Source organism: Leucobacter massiliensis (genome assembly GCF_002982315.1).
Taxonomy (GTDB): domain Bacteria; phylum Actinomycetota; class Actinomycetes; order Actinomycetales; family Microbacteriaceae; genus Leucobacter; species Leucobacter massiliensis.
Genome location: NZ_MWZD01000022.1, coordinates 117803 through 136300, shown reverse-complemented (window position 1 = coordinate 136300; position 18498 = coordinate 117803). Strand labels below are relative to the sequence as shown.

At 70.4% G+C, this 18498-nt stretch carries 14 protein-coding genes and 1 tRNA gene; 4 read left to right on the top strand and 11 right to left on the bottom strand.

Annotated features, from left to right (window positions below; all coding sequences use genetic code 11):
* Nucleotides 1–21 precede the first annotated feature (21 nt).
* From B4915_RS12835 to B4915_RS12820, 4 genes are all read right to left on the bottom strand, one after another.
* Nucleotides 22–462 (bottom strand): hypothetical protein, encoded by a 441-nt coding sequence (locus B4915_RS12835; protein ID WP_146120116.1) that lies wholly within the window; start codon nt 460–462, stop codon nt 22–24.
* Between the two features lie 444 nt (nt 463–906).
* The gene (locus B4915_RS12830; RefSeq protein ID WP_105806202.1) at nt 907–1833 is read right to left on the bottom strand and encodes an HtaA domain-containing protein; all 927 of its coding nucleotides are present in this window, start codon (nt 1831–1833) and stop codon (nt 907–909) included.
* Nucleotides 1834–1885: 52 nt separating this feature from the next.
* The gene (locus B4915_RS12825) at nt 1886–4270 is read right to left on the bottom strand and encodes an HtaA domain-containing protein (RefSeq protein WP_105806201.1); all 2385 of its coding nucleotides are present in this window, start codon (nt 4268–4270) and stop codon (nt 1886–1888) included.
* 203 nt (nt 4271–4473) lie between these two features.
* Nucleotides 4474–6027, bottom strand: coding sequence for an S-layer homology domain-containing protein (locus tag B4915_RS12820; protein WP_105806200.1), 1554 nt, complete (start codon nt 6025–6027; stop codon nt 4474–4476).
* A 349-nt stretch (nt 6028–6376) separates the two neighbouring features.
* Here B4915_RS12820 and B4915_RS12815 point away from each other — a divergent pair, with 349 nt between their 5' ends.
* A complete protein-coding gene (locus B4915_RS12815; protein ID WP_245907500.1) occupies nt 6377–6922 on the top strand; it encodes a nitroreductase family protein in 546 nt (181 codons plus the stop codon).
* A gap of 36 nt (nt 6923–6958) precedes the next feature.
* On the opposite strand, the gene B4915_RS12810 is transcribed toward B4915_RS12815, so the two are convergent.
* The 4 genes from B4915_RS12810 to secA form a co-directional block, all read right to left on the bottom strand.
* Nucleotides 6959–7891: a DMT family transporter gene (locus B4915_RS12810; RefSeq protein WP_105806199.1), complete on the bottom strand. Its 933-nt coding sequence runs from the start codon at nt 7889–7891 to the stop codon at nt 6959–6961.
* Nucleotides 7892–8112: 221 nt separating this feature from the next.
* Nucleotides 8113–8185, bottom strand: a tRNA-Thr gene (locus tag B4915_RS12805).
* A 61-nt stretch (nt 8186–8246) separates the two neighbouring features.
* Nucleotides 8247–9224: a DsbA family protein gene (locus B4915_RS12800; protein ID WP_105806198.1), complete on the bottom strand. Its 978-nt coding sequence runs from the start codon at nt 9222–9224 to the stop codon at nt 8247–8249.
* Between the two features lie 51 nt (nt 9225–9275).
* The gene (gene secA / locus B4915_RS12795; RefSeq protein WP_105806197.1) at nt 9276–12071 is read right to left on the bottom strand and encodes a preprotein translocase subunit SecA; all 2796 of its coding nucleotides are present in this window, start codon (nt 12069–12071) and stop codon (nt 9276–9278) included.
* Nucleotides 12072–12211: 140 nt separating this feature from the next.
* Between secA and B4915_RS12790 the strand changes: the two genes are divergently transcribed.
* A complete protein-coding gene (locus B4915_RS12790; RefSeq protein ID WP_105806196.1) occupies nt 12212–12940 on the top strand; it encodes a polyprenol monophosphomannose synthase in 729 nt (242 codons plus the stop codon).
* 73 nt (nt 12941–13013) lie between these two features.
* On the opposite strand, the gene tyrS is transcribed toward B4915_RS12790, so the two are convergent.
* From tyrS to argF, 3 genes are all read right to left on the bottom strand, one after another.
* Nucleotides 13014–14336, bottom strand: coding sequence for a tyrosine--tRNA ligase (gene tyrS / locus B4915_RS12785; RefSeq protein WP_105806195.1), 1323 nt, complete (start codon nt 14334–14336; stop codon nt 13014–13016).
* Between the two features lie 62 nt (nt 14337–14398).
* Nucleotides 14399–15865 (bottom strand): argininosuccinate lyase, encoded by a 1467-nt coding sequence (gene argH, locus B4915_RS12780; RefSeq protein WP_425436378.1) that lies wholly within the window; start codon nt 15863–15865, stop codon nt 14399–14401.
* Nucleotides 15862–16788, bottom strand: a complete 927-nt coding sequence (gene argF, locus B4915_RS12775) for an ornithine carbamoyltransferase (protein ID WP_105806194.1) — start codon at nt 16786–16788, stop codon at nt 15862–15864. Before argF ends, argH begins: the two co-directional genes overlap by 4 nt.
* Nucleotides 16789–17028: 240 nt before the next feature.
* On the opposite strand from argF, the gene B4915_RS12770 reads away from it, so the two are divergent.
* Both B4915_RS12770 and B4915_RS12765 read left to right on the top strand, forming a co-directional pair.
* Nucleotides 17029–17451: a DUF6941 family protein gene (locus B4915_RS12770; protein WP_105806193.1), complete on the top strand. Its 423-nt coding sequence runs from the start codon at nt 17029–17031 to the stop codon at nt 17449–17451.
* Nucleotides 17452–17694: 243 nt separating this feature from the next.
* The gene (locus B4915_RS12765) at nt 17695–18462 is read left to right on the top strand and encodes an HAD-IIB family hydrolase (protein WP_105806192.1); all 768 of its coding nucleotides are present in this window, start codon (nt 17695–17697) and stop codon (nt 18460–18462) included.
* The last annotated feature ends 36 nt before the right edge of the window (nt 18463–18498 follow it).

Below are 18498 nucleotides of genomic sequence, written 5' to 3'. Positions count from 1 at the left end.
CCGGCCCGCCCGGTGACGGCGTCAGAACGCCAGCGTCGCGCTCTCGACCGTGGCGCGAGTCGAGTGGTTGACGATCACGACCTCGCAGGAGCCGGGGGCGTCGCAGTCGAAGTCGGCCGGCTGGGCGGGCAGGGCCGGGACACTGTGCGCGTTCGCGTTGCCGGTCTCGAACACGGTGCCGGTGGTCGCGACGAGCACGCCGCCGCCGTGGGTGACGTTCGTGAGTGCGCCGCAGGCCGGGGCCGCGGTCGGGCCGGATCCGAAGGTCTGCACGGTGCAGACGCCGACCCGGTAGCCGCCCGCCGGGAGGCTGCCCGTGGAGGTGACGGTGATCGGCGAGCCGTCGACGGCGGGGGTCGGGGTGTAGCTGAGCGCGCTCGCGGCGCTCGCCCCTCCCGCCAGGAGGCCCACCGCTGCGATCCCCGCCGCGACTCCGCTCAGCATGCGCTTCTTCATACCCATCTCGATCTCCATTTCGGTAGATAAGATGCGACCTGGCCGTTCGACCACGCCGCCGTTTCCACGCGCACGCGATCGCGTGCGCGCACGCCCGAGGTCGGCGGTCACAGGGTGGGTGCCTGGATTGGACGTCGGGGCACCCACCCCGCCACTCGGGGCGGACCGCCCCCTCGGACGGGTTCGCCGACCGCCCTGGGCGCTTGCCTGATTCGCGGCGAACTCCCAGAGTTAGGTCAGACTAACCTTCATCAGATTATTGCACCCGGGAGTCCCGCACAAGGACGAACCGGAGCTCTGATGCGCGCTGGTGGCGCGCAGCGCTGCGCATCGCTGGGCCCCGCGGCAAGCATCGCCGCGGCAGTCGTCCCGGCGCGCGCCGCGGCACCCCGCGCCGAGGCCGCTGAGGCCGGGCACGATGGGACGCGGCCTCGCACTCGGGAGCTGGGATCAGTCGGCTGCCGGCGGCTGGGTACCGGGGGCTGCGGGCGTTTCGGCCTGCTGCGGGGCAGTGCCCTGCTGCGGCGCGTCAGCCTGCTGCGGGAGGGGGGACCGCTTGCGCCCGCCGAGGAGCATTCCCACGGTGACGCCGATGACGAGCAGCGCAGCGGCGCCGATGCCGATTGGCAGCCACGGGAGGCCGCCGGAGGGATCCTCGGCGCCCGAGACGGGCTCCGTCGCGGCGGGTGCAGCAGCCCCATCGCCGGCCTCGTCCGCCGGTGCGGGGGCAGCGGCTCCGGCCGCATCGCAGGCGTCGAACTCGAGCGACAGCGTCAGCGGATCGAGCTCCGCTCCTGCCTCGTAGAAACCCGCGAAGGCCTTCGCCCCCGAGTTGGTCAGTGAGGTCGGGAGATCGCTCAGCCGCAGCGCGCCTCCCTGCGGCGCGAGCGGATCCGCGACGGTGACCTCGCCGACCCACTCCTGCTCGGCGTCGACCGTCACCTCTCCCTCCACGTCGGTGCTGCGCGCGTCGAGCAGCAGCGCGGCCGTGCCGTCGCCCTCGAACTCGACGGTGGGGTTGGCGAGCGTCAGGTCGAGCACGCCCTCGTGGCCGGTGAAGTGCACCGTGCCGGCGAAGGAGACGGAGCCGGTGCCGGTCTCCGGATCGATCTCACCGCTTGCCCCGGTGAAGGAGAATGCGGGCGTCTCGTACTCCGCGCCGTCGCTCGTCTCCCAGGATCCGTTCGCGATGCTCCCGCTGATGTAGGAGCGGAAGCTCTCCTTCACCCCCCAGACGAGCGTGCCACCGGAAACCGTGCACGCCTCCTCGGCCGCGGATGCCGGAGTGCCCGGGGCGAGCCCCGGAACGATCAGCAGGGATCCGGCGAGCGCCGATCCCCCCAGGATCACGGCGGCACGGCGGAGCGAGCGGGTCATCACGGGTGGTTCCTCCTGGATGGGTGTCGCGCACGTCGCGCGGGAAAAGTGGCTAGAGACGGACAGGCTGCTGGGCGCGGCGCTGACGGATGGCGAGCGTGGTCGTGCACGCGGCGATGGCGACGAGGCCGAGCGCGCTCGCCCACCACTCCCAGAGGGCGAGCCCGCCCCGGCCCGTCACCGCGGGGACCACGCCGGCTTCCGCGATGGCCCCGTCCTCCAGTGCAGCGAGCTCCACCGTGTCGCCCAGCTTCGTGCGCTTCGCATCGTCCGTCTCGCGGATCTCGATGACGGCGCCCGCGTCGGTGCTGCCCTGCAGCGTGATCGTGTGCGTGCCCGTGACATCCTTGGGCAGGGTGCCGGACCATCGCACGGTGCCGTTCGCGTCGGCCGTGGCGTTCTCGTCGAGCACGATCGGGTCGGAATACAGGACCACGAGAACCCCCTCGTCGCCCGGCTCGAAGCCGCCTGCCTCGATCTCGATACGCCCCCCGGCGGTGAGCTTCTCAGCATCGGTGAGCACGCGGATCCCGCTCGTGGCGGGCGGCGCGGCCGCCGGGGTCCGCTTGACCTTGGCGGTCACCCCGGCCTCGGTCGAACCGTAGCTCAGCTGCGAGACGGCACCCACGGTGAAGCTCAGCGGATCGACGGCGAGCGTGTACTGGCTTCCACCCGAGGCACCACCCGAGATGCCCCCGAGCACGGGTACGCCGCTCCAGCTCACCTCGCCGTTGGCTCCGACCGACTTGCTCGCGGAGGCGAGATCGAGGGTGAAGCTGCGGCCTCCAGCTGAGATCGTCCCCGTCGTCTCGCTGGACACGGTGATGACGGGGTTCGCGAAACTCTCTGACAGCAGCCCTCGGTGGCCGGTGTAGGTGACCACCCCGGAGTACTGCACCGTGCCGGTGTGGGTCTGCGCGTTCCAGCTGCCGCCCGCCGCCTGCGGGAAGAGGTATCCTCCGCCCGAGCTGCCGACCCCGTTCGTGGAGATCGAGCCCTTGGCGATCGGCCCCGTGACATAGTTCGCGAAGGCACTGGAGATCCCCCAGTTCAGCGAGCCCGCAGCCTGGACCCCGCTGGCTCCGGTGCCGTCCGTTGCGGGCAGAGGCTTTGGCGTCTCGGGCTTCGGCTTCGGCTTCGAGCCCGGCTCGGGCTTCTTCGGCGGCACGACCGGTTTGTCGGTCTTCGAGTCGGCACCCACGGTGAAGCTGAGCCGGTCGAGCTCGTAGTCGACGCCCACGTACTCCTCGAAGTAGGTCTTGGAGCCCGCCTCGGTGAGTTTCACCTTCGCGTGCTCGAAGCGGATCGATCCGTCGCTCAGCTTCCGGGTCTTCGCAGCCGGGCCGCTCTGATCCGCGGGAGCCTGCAGGTCGATGGTCGCGATCGTGAGAGCCTTCCCCTCGTAGGGGACCAGCAGCGCGGCACGCGAAGCGCTCACCACCTCCACAGTGGGATTCGCGAAGTCGAGGTCGAGAACCCCGCCGTGGCCCTTGAAGTTCACCCGCCCCGCGTAGGACGCCGTGCCGGTCCGCGACTCCGGATCCCAGGCGTTTGAGGTCTGCGGGAAACGGTAGACGTCGGTGCCGGTGGCGGGCTTCACCACCGTGATCTTGCCCTTCGCGATGGGCCCCTCGACGTACTTGCGGAACGAGGCGCGGACGCCCCACTCGAAGGAGCCCACCGCCGCATTCTCGTTCCAGGCCGGATCCACCGGCGCCGCTCCGAGCAGCGCGTCCCACTGAGCCGCGTCAAGCGCCGCCTCGGCTCGGGCGTAGATGCTCCCCGCGGCGGGCGGGAACTCGTCCCGCTTCCAGAGCAGCACCTCGTACTCAGTGCCCCGCTCAAGGCGGGCCGCATCGGCCGTGAGCGCGAGCTCGACCTTTCCGTCGAGCACGCTCGCGGGCTCGGCACGGGCGACGAACCCGCTGTCGGGGCGCACCTCGCCCTCGGTTCCCCGCGGGATGAGCGCCGCCTCGATCGAGTCGACCGAAGCGTCGAAACCAGAGGCCACGACGGTCACCGTGAGCGACTCCTGAGGGGCGATGAGGAACTCGAGCGGCTCCACCGTGACTCCCTGATCCGCAGGCAGCGGAGCGGCGTCGCGAGCCTCGGCTCCCGCCTCCTCCTCGGGCACTGCGTCGGGCGTCGCGTCAGCTACGGGCGAATCCCCCGCGGCGTCCGCCACTGCGGTGTCGGATCCCGCCTGAACGGCGTCGGGATCCGGCTTCTGCTCAGCCGCGGCCTGATCGGCCGGCGCCTGATCGGGAGCGGCCTGCTGCTCAGCGGGGGCCTGCTGCGGCTCCGCGCCCAGGGTGCCGTCGGGCTGCGCGGCCGGCTCGGCGTGAGCAGCCGGCGCGGCCAGCAGCGCGGAGCCTGTGACGAGCAGCGCGGCAAGGACCGAGGTGAGCGCGGCGTGCGTGCGCGAGCGTGAAGCCATGGTTTCAGAACACCTTCCCGGGACTCCGGCGAGACGGATCCGCCGGGCGCCTAATCTCCTCCGGCGGGCAGTAAGGTCAGCCTTACTCGCTCCGGATCCAGTATCGCCAAGTTCATCTGATGATGCAAGTCGCACGCGCCGGACGCGCAGCGGGCGGGCCGCCCGAAGACGACCCGCCCGCTGCATGTGCCTGCGACTCTCGCTCAGCGAGCGTCTGCGCGGTAGAGGAACGCCGCCATCGCCTCACGGGTAACGTTGCTCTTCGGCGAATAGGTGGGCTTGCCGCTGGGCTGCTTGTTGCCCGTCGACAGCTTCGCCTGCCACATCCAGGCGATCTCCTTGTAGAACTTGTCCCCCGGCTTCATGTCGGCGAAGGGCGACGAGGCGGGCACTCGCGGCTTCGCATCCGTGTCGAGCCGGTACATGAAGGCCGCCATTGCCTCTCGGGTGATTCCCGACTTCGGCTGGTACTTCTTGCTGCCGTCCGGCTGGCGGACGCCGGTCGAGATGCCCTTGGCGGCCATCCACGAGATCTCCTTGTAGAACTTGTCGCCCGGCTTCACGTCGGTGAAGGGCGACTTCGCCGGAGCGGTGAAGTTTTTCTCGCCGTAGGCGCGGTAGAGGAAGGCCGCCATGGCCTCACGGGTCACGTTGTTCTTCGGCTGGTACTGCAGGGAGCCGTCCTTCTGGCGGACGCCGGTCGAGATGCCCTCCACGGCCATCCAGGAAATCTCCTTGTAGAACTTGTCGCCCGACTTCACATCGGTGAACTTCACGGTCGGCTTCGGATCGACGGGCTTCGGGAAGACCGCATCCCACTGAGCCGCGGTGACGGTGAGCGGGACGACGCCGATGATGGTCTCGGGCACCGGGTTCGAGTGCGCGTACCAGAACAGCACCTCGTAGCTCTTGCTCCGGTCGAGATCGGCCTTCGCCGGGCTCAGGGTGGCGCTGCCCGCGCCGCCGGAGATCTGCGCATTCGGCACGAAGGCCGCGGCGATGCCCTGATCCTCCATGGACAGATCCCCCGAGGTGCCAGCCTCGACGAGGGCGGCGTAGACGCCGGCGCTCGGGCCTGGTGCCCCCACCCCCGCGGGGATGGTGATTCCATTCGCACCGGTGAAGTTCGCGGCAACGGTCAGGCCGCTGGTCGACGCAGCGGTGACGTTCGCCGCGACGGTCGGAGCAGCGGGTGCCTCCGTGAAGGAGATCGGCGTGTAGGTCTCGAACGGCGCGTAGCTCACACCGCTCCCGGGATACGTGTAAATCCCGTAGTTACCGTCCGCCAGCGCCGCAGCATCGTCCTTGCTCACCGTGAGCGTGGTCGAGAAGGTGCCCTCGGGACTGACCTCGACTGCGCCGCCTTCCGGGCCGCCGATGATGGCCATGTCAGAACCGCTCACGGCCCACTTCTGCGACAGCACCTTGCGCGCCGAGGACGGCGCGCCCTCAGACGGCTTCCACGCGTCCAGGAATGATCCGAAGACCACGTACGCTCCGCCGAACTTGCCCGCGAGCGGCGGACGCGTACCGTTCGTCGCCGACCCCGCTGGCGCGAAGCCGCTCCCGGAGACGGTGATCTGCTCCCCCTCGGGGTTGAGACCGGTGGTCTTCGAGACGGTGACGGTCGGCGTCGCGACGTCCTCGGCGAACGCGGCGGTCGGGGCGAGGGCGAGGCCGCTCGCCGCGAGCAGCGCGGCCGTGCCGGTGGCGAGGAGCGAAGTGATTCGTCTCCGCATGCTCTTCTGTGCAGTCATTCCGAGCGCACTCCTTCAGTTGTTCTCTAGGGGATCGGCCACCGCGGGCGGGTCATCGCTCATCGGATCGAACTGAGGCATGCCTTACCTCAGCGCCGGGCTCAAGTCTGGCCGCTTTCATCAGATGATGCAAGTCGAGCCTGGGTTTCGTGCACGTGGACGGTTCCGAACGGGCTGCCCCCGGCCAGGCAGACCCGCCTCAGGCAGGCACGAAAGCCCGAGCCGTACCGCGTACACTGGGCCGGACCGTTCACGTGCTCCCGGAGGCCGCCATGCACCTCGTTCCGCCCCGACCGCCCCGCGCCGTCCCCATGCCACGCGCCGGAGCGCGCACCCGAATGGTGCTGCGGTGACGGGCCCCGCCTTCGAGGCGCTGCGGCTCCGGCGCTCGCACTCCAAGCACACCGATGAGGCGCCCAGCCGCGCTGAGCTCGAAGAACTGCTCTCGGCCATGTCGAGCGTCGCCGACCACTCCTCGCTGCGCCCCTGGCGCATCATCGAGCTGCGCGGCGAGGCGCGCGCCCGGCTCGGCGAGGGCCTCGCGAAGGCGGCGGGCGGGGACCGGGAGAAGTACGTCGCGAAGGCCAAGCGGAGCCCGCTCGTGCTGGTGATCGTGGTGAGCCCGCGCGCGAGCGGGAAGGTGCCGCTGTGGGAGCAGGAGGCGGTGGCGAGCGGCGTCGCCCACTACCTCGGTCTGCTGCTGCACGAGGCGGGCTGGGGTTCGATCTGGAAGAGCGGATCGGCGGCTCGGGACCGGGCCGTGCGCAAGGCCCTCGGCGTGAAGAAGCCCGAATACCTGCTCGGCTGGCTGTACGTCGGCGGCATCCCCGAGCGCGACCGCAAGCCGAAGCCGCGCAAGCCGCTCGACGCGAGCCGCCACCTCACCGCGCTCTGATCGGCTTCCGGGCGCGCATGCGATCCGGATCCCGGGCTACCGCCTTCGGCGGACGGGGATCGCGGCGATGGCCACCGCGAGCAGTGCCACGGCGGCGCCCGCGACCATGCCGCTCGTGAGGCCGTCGCTCAATGGCGCACCCGCTTCGAAGGCGACCGCCGCGATCAGCTGACCGGCCACGTTCGACATGCTCAGCAGCAGCACCCCGGCCGTGCGCACCAGCGCCGCCGCGATGGCGATGAAGATCGTCCCGACGACGCCCCCGATGTAGAAGTACGGTTCGCTGGGCCACGCCGGCGGCCACCCCTGCAGCAGCAGCGAGACCGCGGCGATGATCCACAGCAGCGTCGCGCCGACGACGAAGTTGACGAGCGTGGAGGTGAGCGCGCTCTGCGCCGCAGCCCGCACCAGTCCGTTGACCATGGACTGCGCCGCCACGCCCACGCCGATGACCACGGGGAAGATCACCAGCAGCACGTAGGGCCCGGGATCGACGCCCACCGCGATGCCCACGGCGACGATTGCGAGCACGGTGCCCGCAATGCGCGTGAGCGTCGGATCGATCCTGCCTCCCGGGCCGAGGCCGAGCCGGTCGAAGACGAGGCCACCGAGCACCTGGCCGGCGACGATCCCGACCGTGAAGAGCGCGACCCCGGTGAGCGGCGCGACGAGCCCCTGTCCGAGCACGAAGGCCGCCCCGCCCGCGCCCCCGAAGATCGCCCAGAGCGGCAGCCGGCCTGAGCGCAGTTCGGTGCGCAGCAGTCCGAGGCCGCGGCGCCCGCGAGGAGAGAGGAGCAGCACGATCCAGATCACGAGGAGCCCGGAGCCGAAGGAGACCGCAGCGGTCAGGTATCCGTTGCCGAGCTGCTGGCTCAGTCCGCCGTTGACGCGCGTTTGCAGGGCCACCAGCACTCCGGCCAGGCCGGAGCCGATGAGCGCCGCCCACACCCTCAGCCGTTCCCTCGTCACTCCCCCAACCCTACCCCCGCTCCGGCCGGACCGGCCTCGCGATGCGAAGCCACGTCCCGCGCGCGCCGCCTGTCGGACTCGCTTTCCGCGCTCGGGGCAACGCGCAGCGTTGCGCGCGGGAAGCCGGTGCAGCTGCGCTGCACCGGGGTCGGTTCAGAGTCCGGCAGGCGGCTCGGCATACAGAAAGCGGGCCTCGCGATGCGAGGCCCGCTTTCCTGCCGAGCCGCCTGTCGGACTCGAACCGACCACCTGCGCTTTACAAGGGCGCTGCTCTACCAGATGAGCTAAGGCGGCGAGGGTGGCCCGCCGGGGCCACCTGCAGTGTACCGCTTCGCGGCGACTGCTCTGAGGAGGCTTACTCGGTATCGCCCTTGTCGCCGGAGGCGCCCGAGTCCGATTCGGATCCCTTGCTCTCGATCTCGCTCTTCAGCTTGAGCAGGTAGGACTCGAGGTCTCCGTCGCGGCCGGCGACCCACTGCTCACCGTTGACGATCACGGTGGGGGTGCTGCGCAGGCGCTGCGGTCCGTCTGCGGGCTGCAGCGCGCCCGTGTTCGGGTCGTCGACGAGCTGGGCGCCCTTGGCGAGTCCGAGGATCCCGTCTTCGCTCACCGACTTGTAGTTGGCGCTGATGAAGCTGGCGAAGCGCTGGTCCTTGACGCACTGGCGCAGCTCGGTGGTGAGCTCGGCACCGGCGGCCTCGGCCTGTTCGAGGAGCTGGTCGTCGGTGAGTCCGGTGGTGCGCTCCTCCGGCTGCACTTCGGCGCTGAGCAGTCGGTTGTGCAGCCTGAAGGCGACGTCGGGCTGTTCTTCGACCACGCAGGCGAAGAGGTTGGCGGCTCGCGTGGAGTACTTCGTTCCGAGTGAGGTGCCGTCGAGGAAGTTGATGGGGTAGATGGCGAGCTCGATGTCGCCGCTGCCGACGTAGTTCTCGAGCATGGTGCCGTACTGCTGCTCGAAGTTGCCGCATGCGGGGCACATGTAGTCGGCGTAGACGGTGACGTCGAGCGGCAGCTCCTTGCGGTCGAACTCGGGGGCCTGACGGTCTTCGCCGGGCTGGAGCGCGGGACTCTCGACGACCTTGAGGTCCTTGGTGAAGATCGCGGCGCCGGAGGCCATGTTGCGGGGCCCGGGGCCCGCGGGCTTGACGGTCTGCGTGACGATGAGCGCGACGACGGCGAGCACCGCCACGACTCCAAGGACGATGCCGCCCTGCAGGAAGAGCCTGTTGCGCTTCTCGCGCTTCTTCTCCTGCTCGCGCGCGATCCGCGCCTGCTCGCGGGCTTCGGCACGGCGCTCGTTCTTCGACGCGCGCCCGCTGTTGTTGTGTGACATTGATATCCCTCAGTCGCGTCGTGCGCTGGGCGCACGATCGGTTCGCTGTGTCTACTTCTTCTTGTTGGCGCGGCGCTCGGCGCGGTTCGCGCCGTTCGCACCGTCGGCGGGCACGTTCTGCCCGAAGGCGCCACGCTGCTGCGGCTGAGCGGGGGCGGCTTGGGCAGCCCCGGCCGCCTGGGCGCGCTGCTTCGCCGTCGTGCCCTTGCCGCGCTGCGCGGGGGGCTCTTCGGCGCCGCTGAGGGCGGGGGCGCCGTCCTCGTCGGGGGCGCTGTAGCTGAGCTTGGACTGGTCGGGGGTCTGCTGCTGCTCCAGCCCGCCGCCTTCGAGGTGCACGTGGTCCTTGGGGCCCTCCGCCGGTCGCACCTTGACTTCGAGGTTGTAGAGGAGACCCATGGATTCTTCCTTGATCTGCCCCATCATGCCCTCGAACATGGTGTAGCCCTCGCGCTGGTACTCGACGAGCGGGTCGCGCTGCGCCATGGCGCGCAGGCCGATGCCCTCCTTGAGGTATTCCATCTCGTAGAGGTGGTCGCGCCAGCGGCGGTCGATGGTGGCGAGCACGACGCGGCGTTCGAGCTCGCGCATCGCCTCGGATCCGAGTTCTTCTTCGCGCTTCTGGTATGCGACTTCCGCGTCGGAGAGGATCTCGCGGCGCAGGAATGCCCGGTCGACGCGGGCTCCGCCGGCCTCGGCGAGCAGTTCGTCGACGGTGATACCGACCGGGTAGACCTGGCGCAGGTCGTTCCAGAGGGCGTCGAAGTCCCAGTCGCCGTCGAGGCCGTGGGAGTCGAGGATCGCGTCGATGGTCTGCTCGCGGAAGGAGGCGATGCGGGGCTGGATCTCTTCGCCGTCGAGGATCTGCTGACGGTCTGCGTAGATCGCCTTGCGCTGGCGGTCGAGCACGTCGTCGTATTTGAGGACGTTCTTGCGGATCTCCGCGTTGCGCTGCTCGACCTGGCTCTGCGCGCTCTGGATGGCGCGCGAGACGACCTTCGACTCGATGGCGAGGTCGTCGGGGAAGCTGTCGCGGTTCATGAGCGCCGCGGCGGCACCCGAGTTGAAGAGCCGCATGAGGTCGTCGGCGAGCGAGAGGTAGAAGCGGCTCTCGCCGGGGTCGCCCTGGCGGCCGGAGCGGCCGCGGAGCTGGTTGTCGATGCGGCGCGATTCGTGGCGCTCGGTGCCGAGCACGTAGAGGCCTCCGGCGGCGACGACCTTCTCGGCTTCCTCGGCGACGGCCTCCTTGACGGCGGCGAAGACGTCGTCCCAGGCGGCCTCGTAGGCGTCGGGGTCTTCCTCGGTGGAGAGCCCGCGGGCGGCCATCTCCTGCACGGCGAGGAACTCGGCGTTGCCGCCGAGCATGATGTCGGTGCCGCGACCCGCCATATTGGTGGCGACGGTGACGGCGCCGAGGCGGCCGGCCTGCGCGATGATCGCGGCCTCGCGCGCGTGGTTCTTCGCGTTGAGCACCTCGTGGCGGACGCCCTTCTTCGCGAGCAGGCGCGAGAGGTACTCGCTCTTCTCGACGCTGGTGGTGCCCACGAGAACGGGCTGGCCCTTCTCGTGGCGTTCGGCGATGTCCTCGACGACCTGCGCGAACTTCGCCTCCTCGTTCTTGTAGACGAGGTCGGGCTGGTCCTTGCGCTGCATGGGCTTGTTGGTGGGGATCGGCACGACGCCCAGCTTGTAGGTCGACATGAACTCGCCGGCCTCGGTCTCGGCGGTGCCGGTCATGCCCGAGAGCTTCTCGTAGAGACGGAAGTAGTTCTGCAGCGTGACGGTGGCGAGCATCTGGTTCTCCGCCTTGACCTGCACGCCCTCCTTGGCCTCGATGGCCTGGTGCATGCCCTCGTTGTAGCGGCGGCCGGCGAGGATACGGCCGGTGTGCTCGTCGACGATGAGCACCTCGCCGTTCAGCACGACGTAGTCCTTGTCGCGCGTGAACAGGGCCTTCGCCTTGATGGAGTTGTTGAGGAACGAAATGAGCGGGGTGTTGACCGACTCGTAGAGGTTGGTGATGCCGAGGTGGTCCTCGACCTTCTCGATGCCGGGTTCGAGCACGCCGATGGTGCGCTTCTTCTCGTCGACCTCGTAGTCGACGCCGGCTTCGAGCTTGCGGGCGATGCGGGCGAACTCGGCGAACCAGCGGTTGGCCTCCCCCGAGGAGGGGCCGGAGATGATGAGCGGGGTGCGGGCCTCGTCGATGAGGATCGAGTCGACCTCGTCGATGATGGCGAAGAAGTGGCCGCGCTGCACGCGTTCCTCGGCACTGGAGGCCATGTTGTCGCGCAGGTAGTCGAAGCCGAACTCGTTGTTGGTGCCGTAGGTGATGTCGGCGTTGTACTGCTCGCGGCGCACGGTGGGGTCCTGCCCGGCGACGATGCAACCGGTGGTCATGCCGAGCGCACGGAACACCCGCCCCATCAGCTCGCTCTGGTAGCTGGCGAGGTAGTCGTTGACGGTGACGACGTGGACGCCCTTGCCGGCGAGCGCGTTGAGGTAGGCGGGCATGGTGGCGACGAGGGTCTTGCCCTCACCGGTCTTCATCTCGGAGATGTTGCCGAGGTGTAGATTGGCGCCGCCCATGACCTGCACGTCGAAGGGCCGGAGGCCGATGGTGCGCTTCGCGGCCTCGCGCACGGCGGCGAAGGCCTCGGGGAGGAGGTCGTCGAGCGTCTCGCCCTTGTCCAGGCGCTCGCGGAACTCGTCGGTCTCGGCCCGCAGTTCCTCGTCGCTGAGCTCCGCGAAGGAGTCTTCGAGCTCGGCGACGAGCTTGGCCTGACGCTGGAGCTTCTTCAGGGTGCGGCCCTCGCCGACACGAAGAAGCTTTTCGAGAACTGTCGCCACGTTGACTCTCCTGTAGGGTTTGCACGGTGGTCCGGTCACGCGCGACGCGGGTCACCGCCGTTGCCGAATTGTGACAACTCCCCAGCTTAGCAAGCCGCGGGCCCCGCCCGGCTGGGGAGATGCCAGGATCGAGGATCACCATGGCCGAGCCCGCCGCCGAGGTGCTGGTGATTCTTCCGAGCTATGAGGAGCGGGATTCGCTCGCGGGCACGGTCGCCGGGATCCGGCGTCACCTTCCCCGGGCGCACGTCCTCGTGATCGACGACGGCAGCCCGGACGGGACGGGACGGCTCGCCGAGCGGATCGCTGCCGGCACGCCCGGAGTGTTCGTGGTGCATCGAGCTCGCAAGCTCGGTCTCGGGACCGCCTATGCGCTGGGCTTCCGGCGCGCGCTGCGCGAGGGCTATCGCATCGTGGTGGAGATGGACGCAGACGGCTCACACCTTCCGGAGGAGCTGCCGGGTCTCGTTGAGGCCGCGCGCAGCTGCGGGGGCGTGGCGATCGGTACGCGGTGGATCGCGGGGGGCAGGATCGTCGGCTGGCCCTGGTACCGTCGCTGGATCTCGCGCACGGGCACGGCGGTTGCGCGTGTGGCGCTGCGCTCGCGACTGCGGGACTTGACGAGCGGCTTCCGGGCGATCGATGCGCGCTGGCTCGCCCGGCTGGAGCTCGACGGGATCGACTCCGAGGGCTACGCGTTCCAGGTGGAGACGGCGTGGACCTTCGAGCGACTCGGCTGCCCGGTGGCGGAGGTGCCGATCACCTTCGTCGAGCGCGCGGCGGGGCGGTCGAAGATGAGCGCCGGGATCGTGGCGGAGGCGCTGTGGGGGGTCCTGCGCTGGGGCTGGCGCCTGCGCCGGGGGCGCTGAGCCGCGGGCGCGTACCGGGCCCCGGCTCGCGGGCGGACGCCGCTGCCCGGGTGCGGCGTCCGCCCGCGACGGCTCAGGCCGTAAAGCCGGCGAGGGCCTTCTTGCCGCGGCGCAGCACGGCGTAACGCTCGTGGAGCAGATCCTCGGGGCCGAGCACGCGATCCGCGTCCTGGACGGCCTCGTTGTTGACGTACACGCCGCCCTGCTGGATGGCGCGCCGCGCCTCGCCCTTGCTCGCGACGAGGCCCGAGCTGACGAGCAGCTCCGCGACGGGATCCCCCACCGACCCCTCGGCGCTCGGCAGCTCGCCGATCGCGCCCCGCAGCGTCGTCTCGTCGAGCACGCCGAGATCCCCCCGCCCGAACAGCGCCTCGGAGGCGTCGATGGCGCCCTGCGTTGCGGCGGGCCCGTGCACGAGCCGGGTCACCTCGAAGGCGAGCCGCTTCTGGGCGGCGCGCTTGAAGGGCTCTTCCGCCACCTGGCGGGCGTAGTCCTCGATCTCGGCGCGGGAGAGGAAGGTGAAGACCTTCAGCCGGTCGATCACATCCGCGTCCGCCTGATTGAGCCAGAACTGGTAGAAGGTGTAGGGGGAGCACATCTCGGGGTTGAGCCAGATCGCGTTGCCCTCGCTCTTGCCGAACTTGGTGCCGTCGGCGTTCGTGATGAGGGGCGTGCCGATGGCGTGCGCCGTGGCGCCTTCCACCTTGCGGATCAGCTCCGTGCCGCTCGTGAGGTTGCCCCACTGGTCACTGCCGCCGGACTGCAGCAGGCAGCCGTGCTGCCGGTACAGCTCCAGGAAGTCGAGGCCCTGGAGTATCTGGTAGCTGAACTCGGTGTAGCTGATCCCCTCCTCGGAGTTCAGCCGCTTCGCGACGATGTCCTTCTTGATCATCGTGCCGACGCGGAAGTGCTTGCCGATCTCGCGCAGGAAGTCGATGGCGGACAGCGGCGCCGTCCAGTCGAGGTTGTTCACGAGGCGGGCCCCGTTCTCCCCCTCGAAGCTCAGGTAGCGCGAGACCTGCTCGCCGAGCGATCGCACCCACTCCGCCACGGTCTCGGGCGAGTTGAGGACGCGCTCCGCGGTGGGCCGCGGATCGCCGATCAGGCCGGTGGAGCCGCCGACGAGGCCGAGCGGCTTGTGCCCCTTGAGCTGCAGGCGGCGCATGAGCAGCAATTGCACGAGGTGACCGAGGTGCAGGCTCGAGGCCGTCGGGTCGAAGCCGCAGTAGTAGGTGAAGGGCTCGCCTTCGAGGAGCTCGGAGAGGGCTGCGGCATCGGTGGAGACGTGGATCAGACCGCGCCACTCCAGTTCCTCCCAGAGGGTGGCGAAGCTGTCGTCGTTGCGCTGGGCTGCCAGGATCTCGGCTCGTTCATCTGCTGCGGACACGCCTGCCATCGTACCGCGCCCTGCGCACCGCGGCGCTGCCGGCCGCGGTGCGCCTCGGCACGCAGCCCGCGCTACGCGCGGAACTCGGCGATGCGCTCATCCAGGCGGGCGAGCTGCTCGTCGACGCGGACACGAGCCGTGCCGCCTGCGCCGATCCGCGAGTTCACCGAGCCCTCGATCGTGAGCACCTCGCGCACGCCGGGGGTGAGGTGCGGCGACAGCTGCGCCAGCTCGGCGTCGCTCGGCTCGTGCAGCTCGATCCCGCGCTCCTCGCAGAACCGCACCAGCTCACCCGAGATCTCGTGCGCATCACGGAAGATGACCCCCTGCTTCACGAGCCACTCCGCGACGTCGGTCGCCAGCGAGAAGCCCTGCGGGGCCAGCTCGGCCATGCGCTCCGTGTCGAAGCTCATCGTCGCCACCATGCCGGTGAAGGCGGGCAGCAGCACCTCGAGCTGCTGCACGGAGTCGAACACCGGCTCCTTGTCCTCCTGCAGATCGCGGTTGTAGGCGAGCGGCAGGCCCTTCAGCGTGGCGAGCAGACCGGTCAGATTGCCGATGAGGCGGCCCGACTTGCCGCGCGCCAGCTCGGCGATGTCCGGGTTCTTCTTCTGCGGCATGATGCTGGATCCGGTCGAGTAACCGTCGTGCAGCCGCACGAAGCCGAACTCCTTCGTGTTCCAGAGGATGATCTCCTCGCTTAGCCGGGACAGGTCGATGCCGATCTGCGCGCAGATGAACGCGAACTCCGCGACGACGTCACGAGCCGAGGTGCCGTCGATGGAGTTCTCCAGCGGCTCTCCGAGACCGAGCTCGTCGGCGACGAGTCGAGGGTCGAGGCCCAGCGAGGACCCGGCGAGGGCGCCGCCGCCGTAGGGGGACGCGCTCGCGCGCGCCGACCAGTCGCGCAGGCGCTCCAGATCGCGCACGATGGGCCAGGCGTGCGCGGCCAGCTGGTGCGCGAGCAGCACCGGCTGCGCGTGCTGCAGGTGGGTGCGGCCGGGCAGGATCGCCTCGGGGTGCTTGCGGGCCTGCTCGGCGATCGCGTCGAGCAGTTCGAGCAGCCGCTCGCGGATGATCGCCGCGTGATCGAGCAGGTAGAGGCGCACGAGCGTCGCGATCTGGTCGTTGCGGCTGCGGCCCGCCCGCAGCTTGCCCCCGAGCTGCACGCCCGTGATCTCGATGAGCAGGCGCTCCAGCGCCGAGTGCACGTCCTCATCGTCCTCGGCGGGCAGCGCGCGGCCGTCGGCGACGCGCGCCGAGAGCTCGTCGAGTGCCGCGCGCATCTCGCGCAGTTCGTCCGCGCTGAGGTATCCCGCCGCGGCGAGCGCCGTGGCGTGCGCCTTCGAGCCGCGGATGTCGTACTGCGCGAGCACCCAGTCGAACTGCGTCGACTTGCTCAGGGCCGCGAGCGCCGGCGAGGGGCCGCTCGCGAAGCGCCCGCCCCACAGGGCTCCGGCCTCGGCGGCCCGGTTGCCGCTTGCGGCGCTCTCGGCCGCGGTGCGGTCGCCGGCGGCGGGGTTCGTGTTCTCGGTCACTTGCTCTCCTTCAGCAGCCAGGTCATCAGTGCCTTCTGCGCGTGCACCCGGTTCTCGGCCTCGTCCCACACGACGCTCTGGGGGCCGTCGATGACCTCCGCGGCGACCTCGAACTCGCGATAGGCGGGGAGGCAGTGGAGGAAGATCGCGTCTGCCTGCGCGTGCCCCATGAGCTCGGGTGTCACCCGGTAGGCGCCGAAGGTCGCGACGCGCTCCGCCTTCTCGTCCTCCTGCCCCATCGACACCCAGGTGTCGGTGATCACGGCGTCGGCGCCCCGCACCGCCGCCACCGGGTCGGTGAGGATCGTCACGCTGCCGCCGGTCTCGGCGGCGATCCGCGTCGCGTCCGCCACGATGTCGGCTCGCGGATGGTAGCCCTCGGGGCCGGCGACCCGGATGTGCATCCCCGCCGTCGCGAAGCCCAGCAGGTAGGAGTGGCCCATGTTGTTGGCGGCGTCACCCACGTAGGCGGCGGTGAGGCCGGGCAGTTCGCCCTTCCGCTCGCGGATGGTCTGCAGATCGGCGAGGATCTGGCAGGGGTGGAAGTCGTCGCTGAGGGAGTTGATCACGGGCACGGTGGCGTGCGCGGCCATCTCCTCCAGGCCCGAGTGGGCGAAGGTGCGCCACACGATGAGGTCGACCATGCGCGAGAGCACCTTCGCCGTGTCGGAGATCGACTCCTTCACGCCCAGCTGGGCCTCGCCCGGGTTCACGATGATGGGGTTGCCGCCGAGCTCGGCCACGCCGGCGGCGAAGCTGAAGCGGGTGCGCGTGGACGTCTTGTCGAAGAACACCGCGGCCGAGCGGGGACCCGCGAGCGGGCGCTCCGCAAAGGGCTCTCGCTTGAGGCGCGCGGCGAGTTCGAGCACCTCGAGCTGCTCGGCGGGCGTCAGATCGTCATCGCGAAGGAAGTGCCTGGTCACCCGTCAAGCCTACCCGCTCCCCTCCCCCGGCCCATTCCTCCCCTCTCCCCTACTCCGCCCGCCTCGGATCCGGCCTCATATGCCGGGGCCGAGTCAACGCGAACCCGGAAAAAGGGGGCCGGATCCGGCTTCGGGCGGGCTCGGGAGTGCAGCGAGTTGTCGGGAATGGATGACGTTCTCCCCGTTCGCAGCCGCGATCTGCGAGAGTGGAAGCCACGACGAGCACACGAGGGGGCACCCATGCGGGTAGCTGCGGCATTTCTGGCGGACGCGGCGAACGTGCGCGAGGGCACGCTCGGCGTGCTCTCCGGGTTCATCAACACGATCAACCGCCCCGAGTATCCCGCCCCGCTCGGGGCGACGCTCGTGGTCGTCGTCGAGTACGACGAGAACGAGGCGCGGCGCGGCGACCCCGAACGCTCCTTCCGCGCCCGCTGCGAGCCCGCCGTCGGCGGGGGCGAGCTCTTCAGCCTGGAGGGCAACTTCAGCCTGGGCGGCGGCAACGACAGCTTCGGCTACATTCCGATGGTGTTCCCGCTGAACGAGGCGCAGATCCCCATGCCGGGCAGCTACCGCATCGTCTTCGAGGGCACCGGCCTCGAACGCGTCGACGTGCGCTTCTACGCCAACGCCACCTCGCTGCCCGAACTCGACGAGGAGTAGGCCGCGCGGTCCCGCGCCCCGGCCGTCCCCCCCCCCCCCCCCCCGCCCCCCCCCCCCCCCCCCCCCCCCCCCCCCCCCCCCCCCCCCCCCCCCCCCCCCCCCCCCCCCCCCCCACCAGGCAGACCCTCACCGGGCTCACATACCCCCCCCCCCCCCCCCCCCCCCGCCCCGGGCGGGGGGGGGCCCCCCGGCCCCCCCCCCCCCCCCCGCCCCCCCCCCCCCCCGCTGTGGAACAATCGACGGGTGACCAGGATCCCGCGCCTCATCGCCTTCGACCTCGACGACACCCTCGCCCCCTCGAAGTCCCCGGTTGACCCGCGCATGCTCGCGGTGTTCGCGAGGCTCCTCGAACGCACCACGGTCGCCGTGATCTCGGGCGGCAACTTCGAGCAGTTCGAGGCGCAGCTGGTGAATCGGCTCGACGCCTACGCCGACGTCGCGGAAGCGTCGCTGGAGCGCCTGCACCTGCTGCCGACCTGCGGCACCCGCTACGAGCGCCGCGAGCAGGGGCGCTGGGTGACCGTCTACCGTGAGAATCTCACAGCCGAGGAACGAGACGCGGCCCTGACCGCGCTGCGGGAGGAGGCCGAGCGACTGGGGCTGTGGGAGGCGGAGCCCTGGGGCGACATCCTCGAGGACCGCGGCTCGCAGGTCACCTTCTCGGCGCTCGGGCAGCGCGCCCCGGTCGCGGTGAAGCAGGCGTGGGACGCGGACGGTGCGAAGAAGAACGCGCTGCGCGCGGCAGTGGCGGAGCGGCTGCCCGGCCTGGAGGTGCGCAGCGGCGGATCCACCTCGGTCGACATCACCCGCCGCGGCATCGACAAGGCCTACGGCATGCGCAAGCTCGAACAGCACACGGGGATCCCGCTCGGCGAGATGCGCTTCGTGGGCGACCGCCTCGACCCCGAGGGCAACGACTACCCGGTGCTCGCCCTCGGCGTCGACTGCCACGCGGTCGAGGGCTGGGAGGACACCGCCGCCTACCTCGAAGACCTGCTCGCGGCCGAGTAGGCGCGGCCACGCAGGCGGGCCTGTGCCGCGGCCCCG

Bases quoted from the DNA above. Each gene is read 5' to 3' on its own strand.
- B4915_RS12825 (WP_105806201.1), bottom strand. From the start codon at position 4,270: ATGGCTTCACGCTCGCGCACGCACGCCGCGCTCACCTCGGTCCTTGCC.
- B4915_RS12790 (WP_105806196.1), top strand. From the start codon at position 12,212: ATGGCCGAGCCCGCCGCCGAGGTGCTGGTGATTCTTCCGAGCTATGAG.
- B4915_RS12830 (WP_105806202.1), bottom strand. From the start codon at position 1,833: ATGACCCGCTCGCTCCGCCGTGCCGCCGTGATCCTGGGGGGATCGGCG.
- B4915_RS12800 (WP_105806198.1), bottom strand. From the start codon at position 9,224: ATGTCACACAACAACAGCGGGCGCGCGTCGAAGAACGAGCGCCGTGCC.
- B4915_RS12820 (WP_105806200.1), bottom strand. From the start codon at position 6,027: ATGACTGCACAGAAGAGCATGCGGAGACGAATCACTTCGCTCCTCGCC.
- tyrS (WP_105806195.1), bottom strand. From the start codon at position 14,336: ATGGCAGGCGTGTCCGCAGCAGATGAACGAGCCGAGATCCTGGCAGCC.
- B4915_RS12770 (WP_105806193.1), top strand. From the start codon at position 17,029: ATGCGGGTAGCTGCGGCATTTCTGGCGGACGCGGCGAACGTGCGCGAG.
- B4915_RS12835 (WP_146120116.1), bottom strand. From the start codon at position 462: ATGGGTATGAAGAAGCGCATGCTGAGCGGAGTCGCGGCGGGGATCGCA.